The 14584-nt window shown below is 37.4% G+C and carries 11 protein-coding genes and 2 tRNA genes; all 13 read left to right on the top strand.

Annotation, left to right across the window (positions count from 1 at the left end):
• Positions 1-5 precede the first annotated feature (5 nt).
• The 13 genes from gyrA (at position 6) to BM097_RS06015 (ending at position 14584) form a co-directional block, all read left to right on the top strand.
• Positions 6-2525 carry a DNA gyrase subunit A gene (gene gyrA / locus BM097_RS06075; protein ID WP_090546979.1) on the top strand — a complete coding sequence of 840 codons (2520 nt, stop codon included), beginning with the start codon at positions 6-8 and terminating at the stop codon, positions 2523-2525.
• 126 nt (positions 2526-2651) lie between these two features.
• A tRNA-Ser gene (locus BM097_RS06070) sits at positions 2652-2739 on the top strand.
• Positions 2740-2755: 16 nt separating this feature from the next.
• Positions 2756-2826 (top strand) — tRNA-Cys (locus tag BM097_RS06065).
• 94 nt (positions 2827-2920) lie between these two features.
• Entirely contained in the window at positions 2921-4141 is a 1221-nt protein-coding gene (gene tyrS / locus BM097_RS06060; protein ID WP_090546978.1) for a tyrosine--tRNA ligase, read from the top strand.
• A gap of 77 nt (positions 4142-4218) precedes the next feature.
• Positions 4219-4782 carry a phosphatase PAP2 family protein gene (locus BM097_RS06055; protein ID WP_090546976.1) on the top strand — a complete coding sequence of 188 codons (564 nt, stop codon included), beginning with the start codon at positions 4219-4221 and terminating at the stop codon, positions 4780-4782.
• Between the two features lie 202 nt (positions 4783-4984).
• Positions 4985-5575 carry a manganese efflux pump MntP gene (locus BM097_RS06050; RefSeq protein ID WP_090546974.1) on the top strand — a complete coding sequence of 197 codons (591 nt, stop codon included), beginning with the start codon at positions 4985-4987 and terminating at the stop codon, positions 5573-5575.
• A gap of 14 nt (positions 5576-5589) precedes the next feature.
• Positions 5590-6570, top strand: coding sequence for a calcium/sodium antiporter (locus tag BM097_RS06045; protein WP_090546972.1), 981 nt, complete (start codon positions 5590-5592; stop codon positions 6568-6570).
• Positions 6571-6705: 135 nt separating this feature from the next.
• Positions 6706-7062 (top strand): zinc ribbon domain-containing protein, encoded by a 357-nt coding sequence (locus BM097_RS06040; RefSeq protein ID WP_090546969.1) that lies wholly within the window; start codon positions 6706-6708, stop codon positions 7060-7062.
• A 9-nt stretch (positions 7063-7071) separates the two neighbouring features.
• Positions 7072-9045 (top strand): methionine--tRNA ligase, encoded by a 1974-nt coding sequence (metG, locus tag BM097_RS06035; protein ID WP_090546966.1) that lies wholly within the window; start codon positions 7072-7074, stop codon positions 9043-9045.
• 1 nt (position 9046) lies between these two features.
• Positions 9047-9832, top strand: coding sequence for a TatD family hydrolase (locus BM097_RS06030; protein WP_090546964.1), 786 nt, complete (start codon positions 9047-9049; stop codon positions 9830-9832).
• A gap of 15 nt (positions 9833-9847) precedes the next feature.
• A complete protein-coding gene (gene rsmA, locus BM097_RS06025) occupies positions 9848-10702 on the top strand; it encodes a 16S rRNA (adenine(1518)-N(6)/adenine(1519)-N(6))-dimethyltransferase RsmA (protein ID WP_090546962.1) in 855 nt (284 codons plus the stop codon).
• Positions 10703-10726: 24 nt separating this feature from the next.
• On the top strand, positions 10727-12337 hold the full coding sequence (locus BM097_RS06020) for a tetratricopeptide repeat-containing diguanylate cyclase (protein WP_090546960.1): 1611 nt from the start codon (positions 10727-10729) through the stop codon (positions 12335-12337).
• 18 nt (positions 12338-12355) lie between these two features.
• The gene (locus BM097_RS06015) at positions 12356-14584 is read left to right on the top strand and encodes a YhgE/Pip domain-containing protein (protein WP_090546957.1); all 2229 of its coding nucleotides are present in this window, start codon (positions 12356-12358) and stop codon (positions 14582-14584) included.

Here is a 14584-nt window from a genome sequence, read left to right as displayed (position 1 = left end):
AAAATATGGACGACAAAATTTTTGATAATATTCATGATGTTGACCTAAAAGAAACTATGGAAAACTCTTATATCGACTATGCCATGAGCGTAATCGCTTCACGAGCACTTCCAGATGTAAGAGATGGTCTAAAACCAGTTCAACGTAGAGTATTATTCTCTATGATTGAACTTAATAATGGTCCTGACAAACCACACAGAAAATGTGCTCGTATTGTCGGTGATACAATGGGTAAATATCACCCTCACGGCGATAGCTCAATTTATGGTGCACTTGTCAACATGGCACAGGAATGGAACACACGTTATCCACTAGTAGACGGACATGGTAACTTTGGTTCTGTGGATGGTGATGGCGCAGCTGCCATGCGATATACAGAAGCACGTCTTTCTAAAATTTCCATGACAATGTTTGGTATCAACTACAAGGATGATAAATTCACTCTTGGTAAAGATATCGACATGGATGGCGTTGATTTCATGCCAAACTTTGATGAGACTGAAAAAGAGCCTACTGTTCTTCCAGCCCGCTACCCTAACCTACTTGTTAATGGTACTACTGGTATTGCTGTAGGTATGGCTACCAATATTCCACCACACAACCTTCGTGAAATTATTGGTGCAGTTAATAAAATTATTGATAATCAAATTGAAGAAGATAGAGATACAGATATTGATGAAATTTTAGATATCGTTAAGGGCCCAGATTTCCCAACAGGTGGTGTAATCCTAGGAAAATCGGGAATTGAAGAAGCTTATCGTACAGGTAAAGCTAAAATTAGAGTACGTGCAGTTTCAGAAATCGAGCCAATGGACAATGGTAAAAACAGAATTGTTGTTACAGAAATTCCATACAACGTAAATAAAGCTCGTTTAATTGAAAAAATTGCAGAGCTTCACAAGGATAAAAAAATTGACGGAATTACTGACCTTCGTGATGAATCATCACGTGAAGGTATGCGTATTTGTATTGAGCTTAGACGTGATGTTAATCCTAACATCATCCTTAATCAGCTCTATAAGCACACTCAGTTACAGGATACTTTCGGTGTAATAATGCTTGCACTTGTTGATAATCAGCCAAAGATTCTCAACCTTAAGGAAATGCTTACTCATTATTTAAATCACCAGAAAGATGTTGTAACACGTCGTACAAAGTATGAGCTTAACAAGGCAGAAGAAAGAGCACACATTTTAGAAGGATTACTTATTGCTCTTGATAATATTGACGAAGTAATTCAAATTATCAGAAGTTCAGCAGATGTAAGTACTGCAAAGCTTACATTAATGGAGCGCTTTGGTCTTTCTGATGCTCAGGCTCAGGCTATTGTAGATATGCGTCTTCGTGCTCTTACAGGTTTGGAGCGCGATAAGATTCAGCAGGAATACAATGAATTGCAGGTTCTTATTGGAAAATTGAAGGCTATTCTTTCAGACGAAAAGGTACTTCTTTCAGTTATCAAAACTGAAATTACAGAGATTGCTGAAAAGTATGGTGATGATAGACGTACATCTATCGGATATGATGAATACGATATCAGCATGGAAGATATGATTCCAGTTACTAACACAGTTGTTACATTTACAAAGCTTGGTTACATTAAGCGTATGAATGAGGACAACTTTAAGGCTCAGCACCGAGGCGGTAAGGGAATTAAGGGTATGGATACAATAGATGACGATTATGTAGTTGAAATGCTTATGATGTCATCTCACGATTATCTACTCTTCTTCACTAACAAAGGACGAGTATATCGTATAAAGGCATACGAAATTCCTGAAAGTAGCCGTACAAGCCGTGGTATAGCTATAGTTAATATTCTTCAGCTCCAGCCTGATGAAAAGGTAACAGCTATGATTCCTATAGAGGATTACCACGAGGATAAATATCTATTCATGGCTACAGCTGACGGCTTCGTTAAGAAAACAAAGATTACAGAATACGACAACATCAGAAAGAACGGTCTTACTGCTATCACTCTTCGTGATGATGATAAGCTTATTGAAGTTAAGCTTACAGATGGTAAGGAAGATGTAATCATGGTTACAAAATATGGTCAGGCTATTCGCTTTAGCGAAACTGAGGTTAGACCTACAGGTCGTGCAACCATGGGTGTTATTGGTATGAATCTTGCTGCTGATGACATGATTATCGGAATGCAGATGATTTCTCAGGGAGAGTCTCTGATGACTGTATCTGAAAATGGTTTAGGTAAGTGTACTTTAATGACTGAATTTAACACAATCCACCGTGGTGGTAAGGGTGTTAAGTGCTACAAGATTACTGAAAAGACAGGTAACCTAATCGGTGCAAAGGCTGTTGAAAAAGATGATGAAGTAATGCTCATTAATACAGCTGGAACAATAATCAGAATTGAGGTAGCAGGTACTGCTCTTCTCAGTCGAATTACATCAGGTGTAAAGCTTATTGATTTAAAGGAAAATACTAAGCTAATTAGCATTGCAAAAGTTAGAAAAAGTGAGACAATTCTCGAAAATGACGATGAAAATGTAAGCGAAAATTAGTATTAAAAACTTTATAAAAAAAAATTTGGGAAATCTTTAAGATTTCCCTATTTTTTTGTTGACTTTATGGGAATACTCTAGTAGAATAACACATGCGTCGAACAAAAGAAGTAATACCTACAACTTGGAGAAGTACTCAAGAGGCCGAAGAGGCGCCCCTGCTAAGGGTGTAGGTCGGGCAACCGGCGCGAGGGTTCAAATCCCTCCTTCTCCGTTTAACTTTTATATATGGTGCCATAGCCAAGTGGTAAGGCAAAGGTCTGCAACACCTCTATCACCAGTTCAAATCTGGTTGGCACCTCTAATTTAAATCCCTCGACCCTAGTAATGGGGGCGAGGGATTTTTGTTTACACAAAACTAACTGTTCAAAAATGTGAGAAAGGAGAATTTTGCAATGACAATTTATGACGAGTTAGTAGCTCGTGGCCTGATTGCCCAGGTGACAAACGAGGAAGAAATTAAAAAATTAATTAATGAGGGCAAGGCAACTTTCTATATCGGCTTTGATTGCACTGCAGATAGCCTTACTGCTGGTCACTTTATGGCCCTCACATTAATGAAAAGATTACAGATGGCTGGCAATAAGCCAATAGCTCTTATCGGTGGTGGTACAACTATGATTGGTGATCCATCAGGCCGTACAGACATGAGAAAAATGCTTACTAGAGAAGATATCAATCACAACGCAGAGTGCTTCAAGCGCCAGATGGAGCGTTTCATTGATTTTAGCGATGGTAAGGCACTTATGGTAAACAATGCTGATTGGTTACTTGACCTTAACTACGTAGACCTTTTAAGAGAGGTTGGCGCATGCTTCTCAGTTAACAATATGCTTCGTGCAGAGTGCTACAAGCAGCGTATGGAAAAGGGGCTTTCATTCCTTGAGTTCAACTACATGATTATGCAGTCTTATGACTTCTATCACATGTTCCAGGAATACAATTGTAACCTTGAGTTCGGTGGTGATGATCAGTGGTCTAACATGCTTGGTGGTACAGAACTTATCAGACGTAAGCTTGGTAAGGACGCTCATGCTATGACTATCACTCTTCTTACAGATTCACAGGGTAAGAAGATGGGCAAGACAGCTGGTAATGCAGTATGGCTTGATGCTAATAAAACATCTCCATTTGATTTCTATCAGTACTGGAGAAATGTTGGTGATGCTGATGTTCTTAAGTGCATCCGCATGCTTACATTCCTTCCAATGGAAGAAATTGAAAAGATGGACAGCTGGGAAGGTGCTCAGCTTAATGAAGCTAAGGATATCCTTGCTTATGAACTTACTCAGATGGTTCACGGTACAGAAGAAGCTGATAAGGCTCGCGAGGCATCAAAGGCACTTTTCGCAGGTGGAGCTAATTCTGAGAATATTCCATGCCACAAGCTTTCAGATGAAGATTTCCGCGATGGCAAGGTAGACATCCTTCAGATTCTTGTATCTGCAGGTCTTACTGCTAGCCGTGCAGAAGCTCGTCGTGCTGTACAGCAGGGTGGTGTTTCTGTAAATGGTGATAAGGTAGCAGACCCATTCACAGCATATGAAAAGTCAGCTTTCTCAGATGAGTTCCTTCTTAAGAAGGGCAAGAAGTCTTTCTGCAAGATTGAAGCTTAATAGTATTTTCACAATAAAAATATACAATAGTGCCAAGGCATGCGGCCTTGACACTATTTTCTTTTAAGGAGGAATTTATGGAAGCTATAATTGAACAATCAAGAGTTTTCTATTTTGATTGGGAGTTAGATTTACTTCATTGGTTTCAGAGTATTCATAATACCGTGTTAGATTGGCTTGTACCAAAGATTACCATGCTTGGAAATGCAGGTTGGTTTTGGATAGCTGTTACTCTTCTACTTTTAGTTTTACCATTTAATAGAAAAATGGGCGTTCAAGCTGCAATTTCTCTAATACTTACTGTGATTTTATGTAATATAATATTAAAGCCAAGTATCATGAGATGCAGACCATGTTGGTTAGAGCCCGAGGTTCAGTTGCTTGTAAAGGTACCTCATGACTTCTCATTCCCATCAGGTCATTCAAATGCAAGCTTTGCTGTTGCAACGACAATCTTCACTAGAAATAAAAAGCTTGGCATACCAGCACTAATTCTTGCGACAGCCATTGCAATAAGTAGATTATATGTCTTTGTTCATTGGCCAACAGATGTATTATTTGGCACATTAACAGGTATATGTGGCGGTATAATAAGTTACTTTATAGTAAATTATATCTACAAAAAACTTAAAAGAAGCTAAAGGTTGAAAAATCTAGGAAATTTTAGTATATTGTATACATCTTCGTGAGGGAGTAGCAAGCGCAATTAGATTGTGTTGTTTGTCAACAGACTCGGGATTATCCCTGGCAAACATTAAATAGTGAGACTCACGTGTAGCCATAGATTTGGTTACACGTGGGTCTTTTTTGTTATATCAGCCCTCACAAAAAAAGGAGTTTAATATGAGTATAGTAGACGTATTTTTATTCGGTGTAGGTCTATCTATGGATGCATTTGCTGTAGCTATCTGCAAAGGACTGGCAATGAAGCAGGTAAATAAAAAGCAAATGTTTATGATAGCACTATTCTTCGGTGGTTTTCAGGCATTGATGCCACTGATTGGTTTCATTTTGGGAAGCGCATTTGCTGATATGATTTCAGCCTATGACCATTGGATAGCCTTCGTACTTCTGTTGTATATAGGTGGCAAAATGGCTATTGAGGCAATCAAAGAATGGAAGGATGAGGATAAGGTGGAAATCATGGATCCACCACTTGATTTAAAGGAGCTTACACTTCTTGCAATTGCCACAAGTATTGATGCATTAGCCTGTGGTGTTACTTTCTCATTCTACGAAGGATTTAACATACTTCGTGCAATCTTAATTATTGGTTTAACAACATTTGCTATTTCAGCAGGTGGTGTTTATGTGGGAAATATTTTTGGTAATAAGTTCAAGTCAAAGGCCCAGTTATTAGGCGGAATTATCCTAATTTTCCTTGGCGTGAAAATCTTGCTTGAGCATTTATATGGAATATCATTTGGGTTTTAAAGGAGGAGAATATAATGACATTTTTTAGCACAATACCAGGAGCTTTGATTCTCTTGGTAGTAGGATTTGTATTTTTGATTAAGGGAGCAGATTTCTTTGTTGAAGGTGCTTCTGCGGTAGCTAAAAAGCTTCATGTACCAGCACTTGTTATAGGAATGACAATTGTTGCGATGGGAACTTCTCTTCCAGAGCTTTCAGTTTCAGTAACTGCATCACTTGCTGGAAGTAACCAGCTTGCTATAGGAAATGTAATAGGTTCAAACATTTTTAACCTTATGGTAGTACTTGGTAGCTGTGCACTCTTCTCTGCTCTTGAGGTTAGCGATGATACTATTAAAAAGGATTTTCCATTTTCAGTTGCTTGTGCCATTGCACTTATGGTAATGGGACTTATTGGAAACTCAGTTGGACACATTGATGGAGCAATTCTTCTTGTTGCATTTATCATTTTTTTAGCATCAATGCTTAAGGCGGCTAAAAAATCTAGAACAGATGCTGCATCTCTTGCAGAACAAGATGTTGAAAAAGAAATAGTCGATATCCCAACATGGCTTTGCATTGTTTATATTATTGGCGGTGCTGTAGCTATTAAATTTGGTGGTGACTGGGTTGTAGATTCCTGCACTACTCTAGCATTAAAGTTTGGAATGTCAGAAACATTAGTAGGACTTACAATTGTTGCACTTGGTACATCACTTCCAGAGCTTGTCACATCAATTGTTGCAGCTAAGAAAAACGAGCTTGATATGGCAATTGGAAATGTAGTAGGTTCAAACGTTTTTAATATTTTGTTAATACTTGGTACAGCAGGTGCCATTTCGCCAATGACATATCTTACAGTAAATGCTATTGATACCCTTATTCTTGTAGGTTTTTCAGCAATTGTTTGGGCTATGTGCCTAAAAAAGAAAAATCTTAATAGAGCAAACGGTATTATCATGCTTTTACTATATGCTGCTTATTTAGGATATATCATATTAAGAGATGGAGTTTAAAATCTCCCAATATATCAAGTAATTATAATTGTGGAAAACGAAACCTCTTTGTGGAAAAAGTGGTAAAAAAGCTATTATTGTGTTAAAATCAAAAGGTTTAGAGGGGATTTTTTCGACAAAGGGAGGTAGATATTTATGGGACTTTTAGATGAACTTTCAGATAGCATTGCAAATACAACTAAAGACCTTGGAAAAATGGCACAGAATGCTGGTGATATGACCAAGCTTCAGTACGATAAAAAGGTCAAAGAAAACGAACTTACCAAACTATTTGAAAAGCTTGGAAGAAAGTATTACGAAGAGCAAAAAGACGAAGACCTTGAAGAAATAAAAGAAATCAAGGCTTGTGAGCTTCGTCTTCAGGAAATTAACAATGACATTATGGCACTTAAAGGGGGAAAGGCTTGTCCTAAGTGCGGTGCATTAGTTAAGAATGGCTCTAGGTACTGCAGTGCTTGTGGAGAGAAAATAGATGATATTTTTGAAGAGTAGGAGTTAAAAATGGGTAACAAAGGCAATTATTACATTACTACAGCAATCGCTTACACATCAGGTAAGCCACATATTGGAAATACTTATGAAATCGTTCTTGCAGATGCAATCGCACGTTTTCGTCGTCAGGAGGGATATGATGTATTCTTCCAGACAGGCACAGATGAGCACGGACAGAAAATAGAGCTTAAGGCCGCTGAAGCAGGCATTACACCAAAGGAATTTGTCGATAATATTTCAGGTCAGGTTAGAAATATTTGGGATTTAATGAACACATCTTATGATAAATTCATCCGTACAACAGATGAAGATCATGAGAAGCAGGTTAAGAAGATTTTCAAAAAGCTTTATGATAAGGGTGATATCTATAAGAGCTCATACGAAGGACTTTACTGTACTCCATGTGAGTCATTCTGGACAGAGTCACAGCTTGTAGATGGCAAGTGCCCAGACTGTGGTCGCGAGGTTCAGCCAGCTAAGGAAGAAGCATACTTCTTCAAGATGAGCAAATATGCTGATAAGCTTATCGATTACATTAATACACATCCTGAATTTATTCAGCCTGTATCACGTAAGAACGAAATGATGAACAACTTCCTTCTTCCAGGACTTCAGGATCTTTGTGTATCACGTACATCATTTACTTGGGGTATTCCAGTAGATTTTGATCCAAAGCACGTTGTATATGTATGGCTTGATGCCCTTACAAACTATATCACTGGTATTGGTTATGAATGCGATGGTGAGTCTTCAGACCAGTTTAAAGCACTTTGGCCAGCAGACCTTCACCTTATCGGAAAGGATATTATCCGTTTCCATACAATTTATTGGCCAATCTTCTTAATGGCACTCGATCTTCCACTTCCAAAGCAGGTATTTGGTCATCCATGGCTTCTTACAAAGTCTGCTGATGGTGGCGATGATAAGATGTCAAAGTCTAAGGGAAATGTTATCTACGCTGACGAATTAGTTGATTTCTTTGGCGTTGATGCTGTTAGATATTTCGTATTACATGAAATGCCATTCGAAAATGATGGTGCTATTTCATGGCCACTTATGGTTGAGCGTGTTAACTCTGATCTTGCAAACACACTTGGTAACCTTGTTAACAGAACAGTTTCTATGAGCAATAAATACTTCGGTGGCGTTGTTGAGGACAAGGGTGTAACTGAGGATGTAGATGCAGATCTTAAGGCTGTATGCACTTCTACTGTTACTGCTGTTGAGAAAAAGATGGCAGATTTACGCGTAGCTGATGCAATCACAGAGGTATTTAACTTATTCAAGAGATGTAATAAGTACATCGACGAGACAATGCCTTGGGCACTTGCAAAGGATGAAGCTAAGCAGGATAGACTTGCAACTGTTCTTTACAACTTAGTAGAGGGTATCTCAATCGGTGCTACTCTTCTCAAGTCTTTCATGCCTGAGACATCTGAAAAGGTATTAGCACAGCTTGGCGCTAAGGAAATCGCATATGATGAGCTTTCTACATTTGGTCACTATACAAATGGTGGAAAGGTTACTGAAAAGCCAGAGATTCTCTTCGCTCGTCTTGATCTTGATGAGGTTATGGCTAAGGTTGCTGAGCTTCATCCAGCACAGCCAGAAGCTAAGGACGAGGATGATGAGGAAGGCATCGATATTGAGGCTAAGCCAGAGATTACATTTGATGATTTCATGAAGCTTCAGTTCCAGGTTGGTAAGGTAGTTTCATGTGAGGCAGTAAAGGGTTCTAAGAAGCTCCTTTGCTCACAGGTTAAGATAGGTTCACAGACAAAGCAGATTGTTTCAGGCATCATTAAGCACTACTCTCCTGAAGAAATGGTTGGAAAGAAGGTAATGGTTCTTGTTAATCTCAAGCCAGCTAAGCTTGCAGGCGTATTATCAGAAGGAATGCTTCTATGTGCAGAGGATGCTGAAGGTAATTTATCACTTATGACACCTGAAAAGCCAATGCCATCAGGTGCGGAGATTTGTTAGTATGATTTTTGAGACTCATGCTCATTATGATGATGAGAAGTTCGACGCTGATAGAGTCGAACTTCTTTCTCATTTATTGAGAGAAAACAATATAGGAAATATAGTAAATGTAGGTGCCACCTTTAAAGGCTGTAAGGAAAGTCTTGCATTGGCAGAAGCCTATAATGATGTATATGCTGCGATAGGTATCCATCCTGAAGAAATAGATGAAATTAACGAGGATGTGATAGATTGGCTGCGAAAAAATGCTTCTAATCCTAAGGTAGTTGCTATTGGAGAAATAGGCTTGGACTACTATTGGGTAAAGGAAGAAGACCAGCGTGAAGAGCAGCGTTTATGGTTTGAAAGACAGATGGATTTGGCTGAAGAAGTTAATCTTCCAGTAATTATCCACTCAAGAGACGCTGCAGAAGACACTTTAAACACAATTAGGAAGTATAATAATAGGCACGTAAAAGGTATTGTCCATTGCTATTCATATTCGAAGGAAATAGCCTTGGAGTACGTAAAAATGGGCTGGTATATAGGTGTAGGTGGCGTTGTCACCTTTAAAAATGCTAAAAAGCTTGTTGAAACAGTTGAGGCAATTCCACTTGAAGCAATTGTACTTGAGACTGATTGCCCATACATGGCTCCGGTTCCACACAGAGGGGAACGTAACTCTTCAATCTTTCTTAGCCATGTAGCTGAAAAAATAGCGGAAATAAAAGGTGTTAGTGTTGAAGAGGTAGAAAAAGTAACCTACCAAAACGCGCTGACTATATATGATAAAGCGAATAAAAGATAGTAAAAGGAAATAAATATGGCATATTTAAGTAATCCAACATATACAAGAGCTGTATTAGAGGCTCATGGATTCTCATTTCAAAAAAAATACGGACAGAACTTTCTAATCGATGGTAATATTCTTGATAATATTATTGAAGCTGCAGGCATTACAAAGGATGATTTTGTTCTGGAAATTGGACCTGGTATCGGCACTATGACACAGCGTCTTTGCGAAGAAGCAAGGGAAGTTGTAGCTGTAGAAATTGATAAAACCTTGATTCCAATTTTGGACGATACTCTCTCCTCTTACAAAAATTGGAGTGTAATTAATCAGGATATTTTAAAAGTTGATATTAAAAAGCTTGCAGAAGAAAAAAATGCAGGTAAGCCAATAAAAGTTGTTGCAAATCTGCCATATTATATTACTACACCAATCATCATGGGATTATTTGAAAGTCATGTACCACTTGAATCAATTACTATTATGATTCAAAAGGAAGTGGCTGACAGAATGCAGGAAGGCCCAGGCTCAAAGGAGTACGGTGCTCTCTCACTTGCAGTTCAGTACTATTCAAATCCACAGATTGTTTGTGACGCACCACCTAGCTGTTTTATGCCACAGCCAAAGGTTACTAGCACAGTAATTACATTAAAATGTCACAATAATCCTCCTGTTCAATGTGATGAAAAGCTTTTATTCCAGATTATTAGAGCTTCCTTCAATCAAAGAAGAAAAACTCTTCAAAATGGTTTAAGTAATGGTCTACATTTTTCCAAAGAACAGATTGCGGAAGCTATTGAGAAGGCTGGGTTTAGCCCAACAGTACGTGGCGAAGCGCTATCACTTGAGGATTTTGCGACTTTAACAAATATATTAAAAGAGTATTAGGCAATAATTGGAGCGGGGAGATCAATGAATGTACTAGGGTACAGCAGAGAAATTCAATTATTAATTGGGGACATTCAGAAAAATAGGGGAAAAGATCCAGGAGCAATCATCAAAGCATGTGATAAGTTGTTAGCTTATGGAAAAAGCATGAATGATGATGCTCTTATTGGGTATGCTTATTTTTCAAAGGGAGAAACCTATTATCTTTTAAATGACGCTTCAAATTTCTATTCACAGATGCTATCCTGCATGGGTCCAATGGAGCATGTAAAGGAATGGGGATACGTTGCAATTGCCAACAATATGCTTGGAATCGTATCTCTCAACCGCGGCAATGCCCCTTTTGCCTTGGATTATTTTATTAAAGCAATCAGTATTTGTGAGGATTATTCACTGCCCGATATAGAGTGGATGATTCACATGAATCTTGGCTCCCTTTATCTTAATATTGGGGAGTATCAAAAATCTATTTCCCACACAGAAATTGCCCATAGATATTTACTTGAAAATAAAGATATTGATAATTACATAGAGAATATGACAGCAATACTTCTTGGTATGGGGCGTGCCTTCTTGAAATTAGATATGCAAGAGCGATACTTAGAGGTAGAAAAAAGATTACGACTTGATTGCATGCCATTTATGCAAGAAATGGATAAAATAGTCATATATTGCTTTTTTGCAAGGGTTCACCAAGCTATCGGTGAAGAAGATGCTAGTGATTACTGGATTGACATGGTGAATAAGAATGCCAGCACAAGTATGCCTATTTTGGATGTTTTTGATGATTTTTATGATTATCTCCACATGCTATTATCCGCAGAAAAATATGATGATTTTTTCAGAGCCTATGTTATTTTAGATGATTTAACAAAGCATACATCTATTAAAAACCTTGAACGCAAGCTGTTAACCTTAAAAATAAGATATTATCGCAAGGTTAATCAGATTGAAGAATATAAAATTGCTTCGGTACTGTATTTTGAGCTATCCGAGTTTATGGAACGTGAAAATAGATTGATGGTAAGTAACATGGTCGTTATGCGTAATTCGTATATGGAGCTTACACAAATCAATCGAAAAGTCGAGGAGAAGAATACATTCTTGCAAAAACGTTCAGAGACAGACCCGCTAACAGGAATGTATAATAGACTGAAGCTTAATGAATATAGTGAAGAAGCTTTTAAAAAAGCGCTGGCTAATGATACAAGTATTGCAGTTGAAATATTAGATGTAGATTTCTTTAAACAGTATAATGACAATTATGGACATCAGGCTGGCGATGATTGTATTAAATTTATAGCAGATATGCTTTTAAAGCTTGCATCTGATAATGGAATTTTTGCTGCAAGATATGGTGGCGATGAATTTGTGGTAATTTATGAAGGCTTTACCTATGAAATGGTTGAAGCAAAAGCTAAAGAATTAAGGGATTTAATATATGAATCCAAAGTGGAGCACAAATTTTCGTTAACAGATAATAGAGTTACTATTTCACAAGGAATCTGCTATGGAAAGCCTACTAAAAATGACAATATGTTTTTATATCTGCAGAAGGCTGACAACATGTTGTACGAAGTTAAGCAACAAAGTAGGAACGCATTAAAAATTTACGATGCAACTAAAGATAATTAATAAAGGGATGAGCGTTTAATGAAGACCGTAAAAAAGATTTTTGTTGATGATGTTGTAGGATTGGTAAAGAATTATTTTGCCCTTGTTATAGTTATAGGTATATGTTTTTTGCCAGCCTTATATGCGTGGTTCAATATATATTCTAACTGGGATCCTTATGGAAACACGGGAGCCTTGAAATTTGCTGCCGTATCCTTGGATAAAGGATTTACTGATGAAGATGGAGAATATCATAACCAAGGCGATACTATAATCGAAAATCTGCATGAAAATACAGCTGTAAATTGGCAGTTCGTGGATTCAGCTGAAGAGGCTACAGCAGGCGTTTATAGTGGTGAATATTATGCTGCTGTTGTTGTAGATGAGGATTTCACCTACGATATGTACAACGTTCTTACAGAAGAGGTAGATAGACCTACTCTTCATTTCTACGAGAATCAGAAAAAAAATCCAGTAGCAACAAAAATTTCAGATACAGTAGTTCAAACCCTGCAAAATAATATTAATGTGGCATTTACAGAGGTAGTTGTTAGTGAGGTATTTTCTAATGCTTCAGAATTTTCCGATGAGGTACAAGCACAAGGCGGAGTAGAAAAAGTTACCAAGAAGCTTAAAACTCTCAGTAATGATTTAACAAGATATCAAAATGCACTTACAACAATTATTGAAAATGATGCCAAGCTTCAAGCATCACTTGCAGTGGCAAAGCAGGATGCTACAAACATTGAAAATCAGGCAAAGGTAAGTGCAAATGCCATAAAAGATACACAAAATGTATCAAATCAAGTAAATGTGACTGTTAATTCATATTCATCAGATGTGAATGATGTTTTTAATATTATAAATTCAAAAGTAAACAATATGAGTTCCTATATAGACACTGCTGCTGTAGAGTCAAATGTTGCTAAAAAGGCCGAGGCTCTAAAGAATGCAGCAATAACTGCTACACAGATTGAGCAGCTTATATATAGTCTTCCTAAAACCATAGGACAGGAAAAAATTGATGATGTAAAAAACAATGTCTTGCCTTTACTTAGAGAAATTCAGAGACTTTATTATCTTTTAGGAAAAGATACCACAGAAATTAATCAAGCTATAGCGGAATTAGATAGTATTGATGAAAAAATCGCCAGTAGCGAAGATAAAGTAAAAACAGCCAAGGAAAAAGAAGAAAAGCTAAAGGCTGTAGATGTAAATACAGTTGTTGCTAAAGGTGCAGATAAGATTGATGCGCAGATTGCACAGGCCAAGAAAAATGCAGTTGGCGTTGAAAATATAATAACAGGCGATTTAAAAAATAAAATAAACAGTGGATTAAATTCCCTATCTGGAATGCTTGGAAATACAAATTTACTGCTAAATAATGTGGGTGAAACCTTTGGCAATCTAGTGGTGATGTTCTCAGCAATTGATAACAGTGTAGACTGTGCCAATACAAGCCTGCAAAAGACAAAAGAAGCGATTGTATACGTAAATGGTCGATTAATAGATGTTGTAAATGATGTTGAGAAAGCAAGCGAAAGCGAGAAACTTAAGGTGTTGGTAAATGCATTATCAGGTGATCCTGAAGTATACGGTAAGTTTTTCTCAACACCTGTAGAGGTAGTTACAGAAGCTGTATATCCTATTGAAAACTATGGTTCAGCTGTTGCTCCATTCTATTCAACATTAGCTTTCTGGGTTGGAGCATTAATTTTAACAGCTATTATCAAGGTTCATCCAAATAAGGCACAATACCCAGATGCGTCTCAAAGACAGTTATTCTTTGGAAGATATGCGCTTTATTGGATTTTAGGACAGCTACAATCAATAATTATTGTCTCAGGAGACATTTTATTGTTACATGTACAGTGCCTACATCCGGGATTATTCTTCCTAGCAGGTTCATTTATAGCCACAACCTTTACAATTTTGATTTATTCATTGGTTGTAACATGGGGTGATGCAGGAAAAGCTCTTGCAGTAGTACTTGTAGTTATTCAGATTGCAGGCAGCTCAGGAACTTATCCAATAGAATTATTGCCAGATTTCTTCAAAAAGGTATATATTTTCTTCCCATTCCCTTATGCAATTAATGCCATCAGAGAATGCTTATGCGGATTATATAAGTTGGATTACCTTAAATATATTGGTACATTAGTCGTATTTATGGCCGTATCCATTGTAATAGGATTATTGATAAAGATTCCATTTGAACCAATTAATCATTACATGGAAGAAAGAATGGAAGATACAGAGATGATGTAG

It is taken from the genome of Pseudobutyrivibrio sp. OR37, from assembly GCF_900113655.1.
Lineage (GTDB): Bacteria > Bacillota > Clostridia > Lachnospirales > Lachnospiraceae > Pseudobutyrivibrio.
This window is presented reverse-complemented; position numbering and strand designations above follow the sequence as displayed.

What these genes read in the sequence shown, in the direction of transcription:
- gyrA (WP_090546979.1), top strand. Translation starts at nt 6, where the DNA reads ATGGACGACAAAATTTTTGATAATATTCATGATGTTGACCTAAAAGAA.
- tyrS (WP_090546978.1), top strand. Translation starts at nt 2,921, where the DNA reads ATGACAATTTATGACGAGTTAGTAGCTCGTGGCCTGATTGCCCAGGTG.
- BM097_RS06055 (WP_090546976.1), top strand. Translation starts at nt 4,219, where the DNA reads ATGGAAGCTATAATTGAACAATCAAGAGTTTTCTATTTTGATTGGGAG.
- BM097_RS06050 (WP_090546974.1), top strand. Translation starts at nt 4,985, where the DNA reads ATGAGTATAGTAGACGTATTTTTATTCGGTGTAGGTCTATCTATGGAT.
- BM097_RS06045 (WP_090546972.1), top strand. Translation starts at nt 5,590, where the DNA reads ATGACATTTTTTAGCACAATACCAGGAGCTTTGATTCTCTTGGTAGTA.
- BM097_RS06040 (WP_090546969.1), top strand. Translation starts at nt 6,706, where the DNA reads ATGGGACTTTTAGATGAACTTTCAGATAGCATTGCAAATACAACTAAA.
- metG (WP_090546966.1), top strand. Translation starts at nt 7,072, where the DNA reads ATGGGTAACAAAGGCAATTATTACATTACTACAGCAATCGCTTACACA.
- BM097_RS06030 (WP_090546964.1), top strand. Translation starts at nt 9,047, where the DNA reads ATGATTTTTGAGACTCATGCTCATTATGATGATGAGAAGTTCGACGCT.
- rsmA (WP_090546962.1), top strand. Translation starts at nt 9,848, where the DNA reads ATGGCATATTTAAGTAATCCAACATATACAAGAGCTGTATTAGAGGCT.
- BM097_RS06020 (WP_090546960.1), top strand. Translation starts at nt 10,727, where the DNA reads ATGAATGTACTAGGGTACAGCAGAGAAATTCAATTATTAATTGGGGAC.
- BM097_RS06015 (WP_090546957.1), top strand. Translation starts at nt 12,356, where the DNA reads ATGAAGACCGTAAAAAAGATTTTTGTTGATGATGTTGTAGGATTGGTA.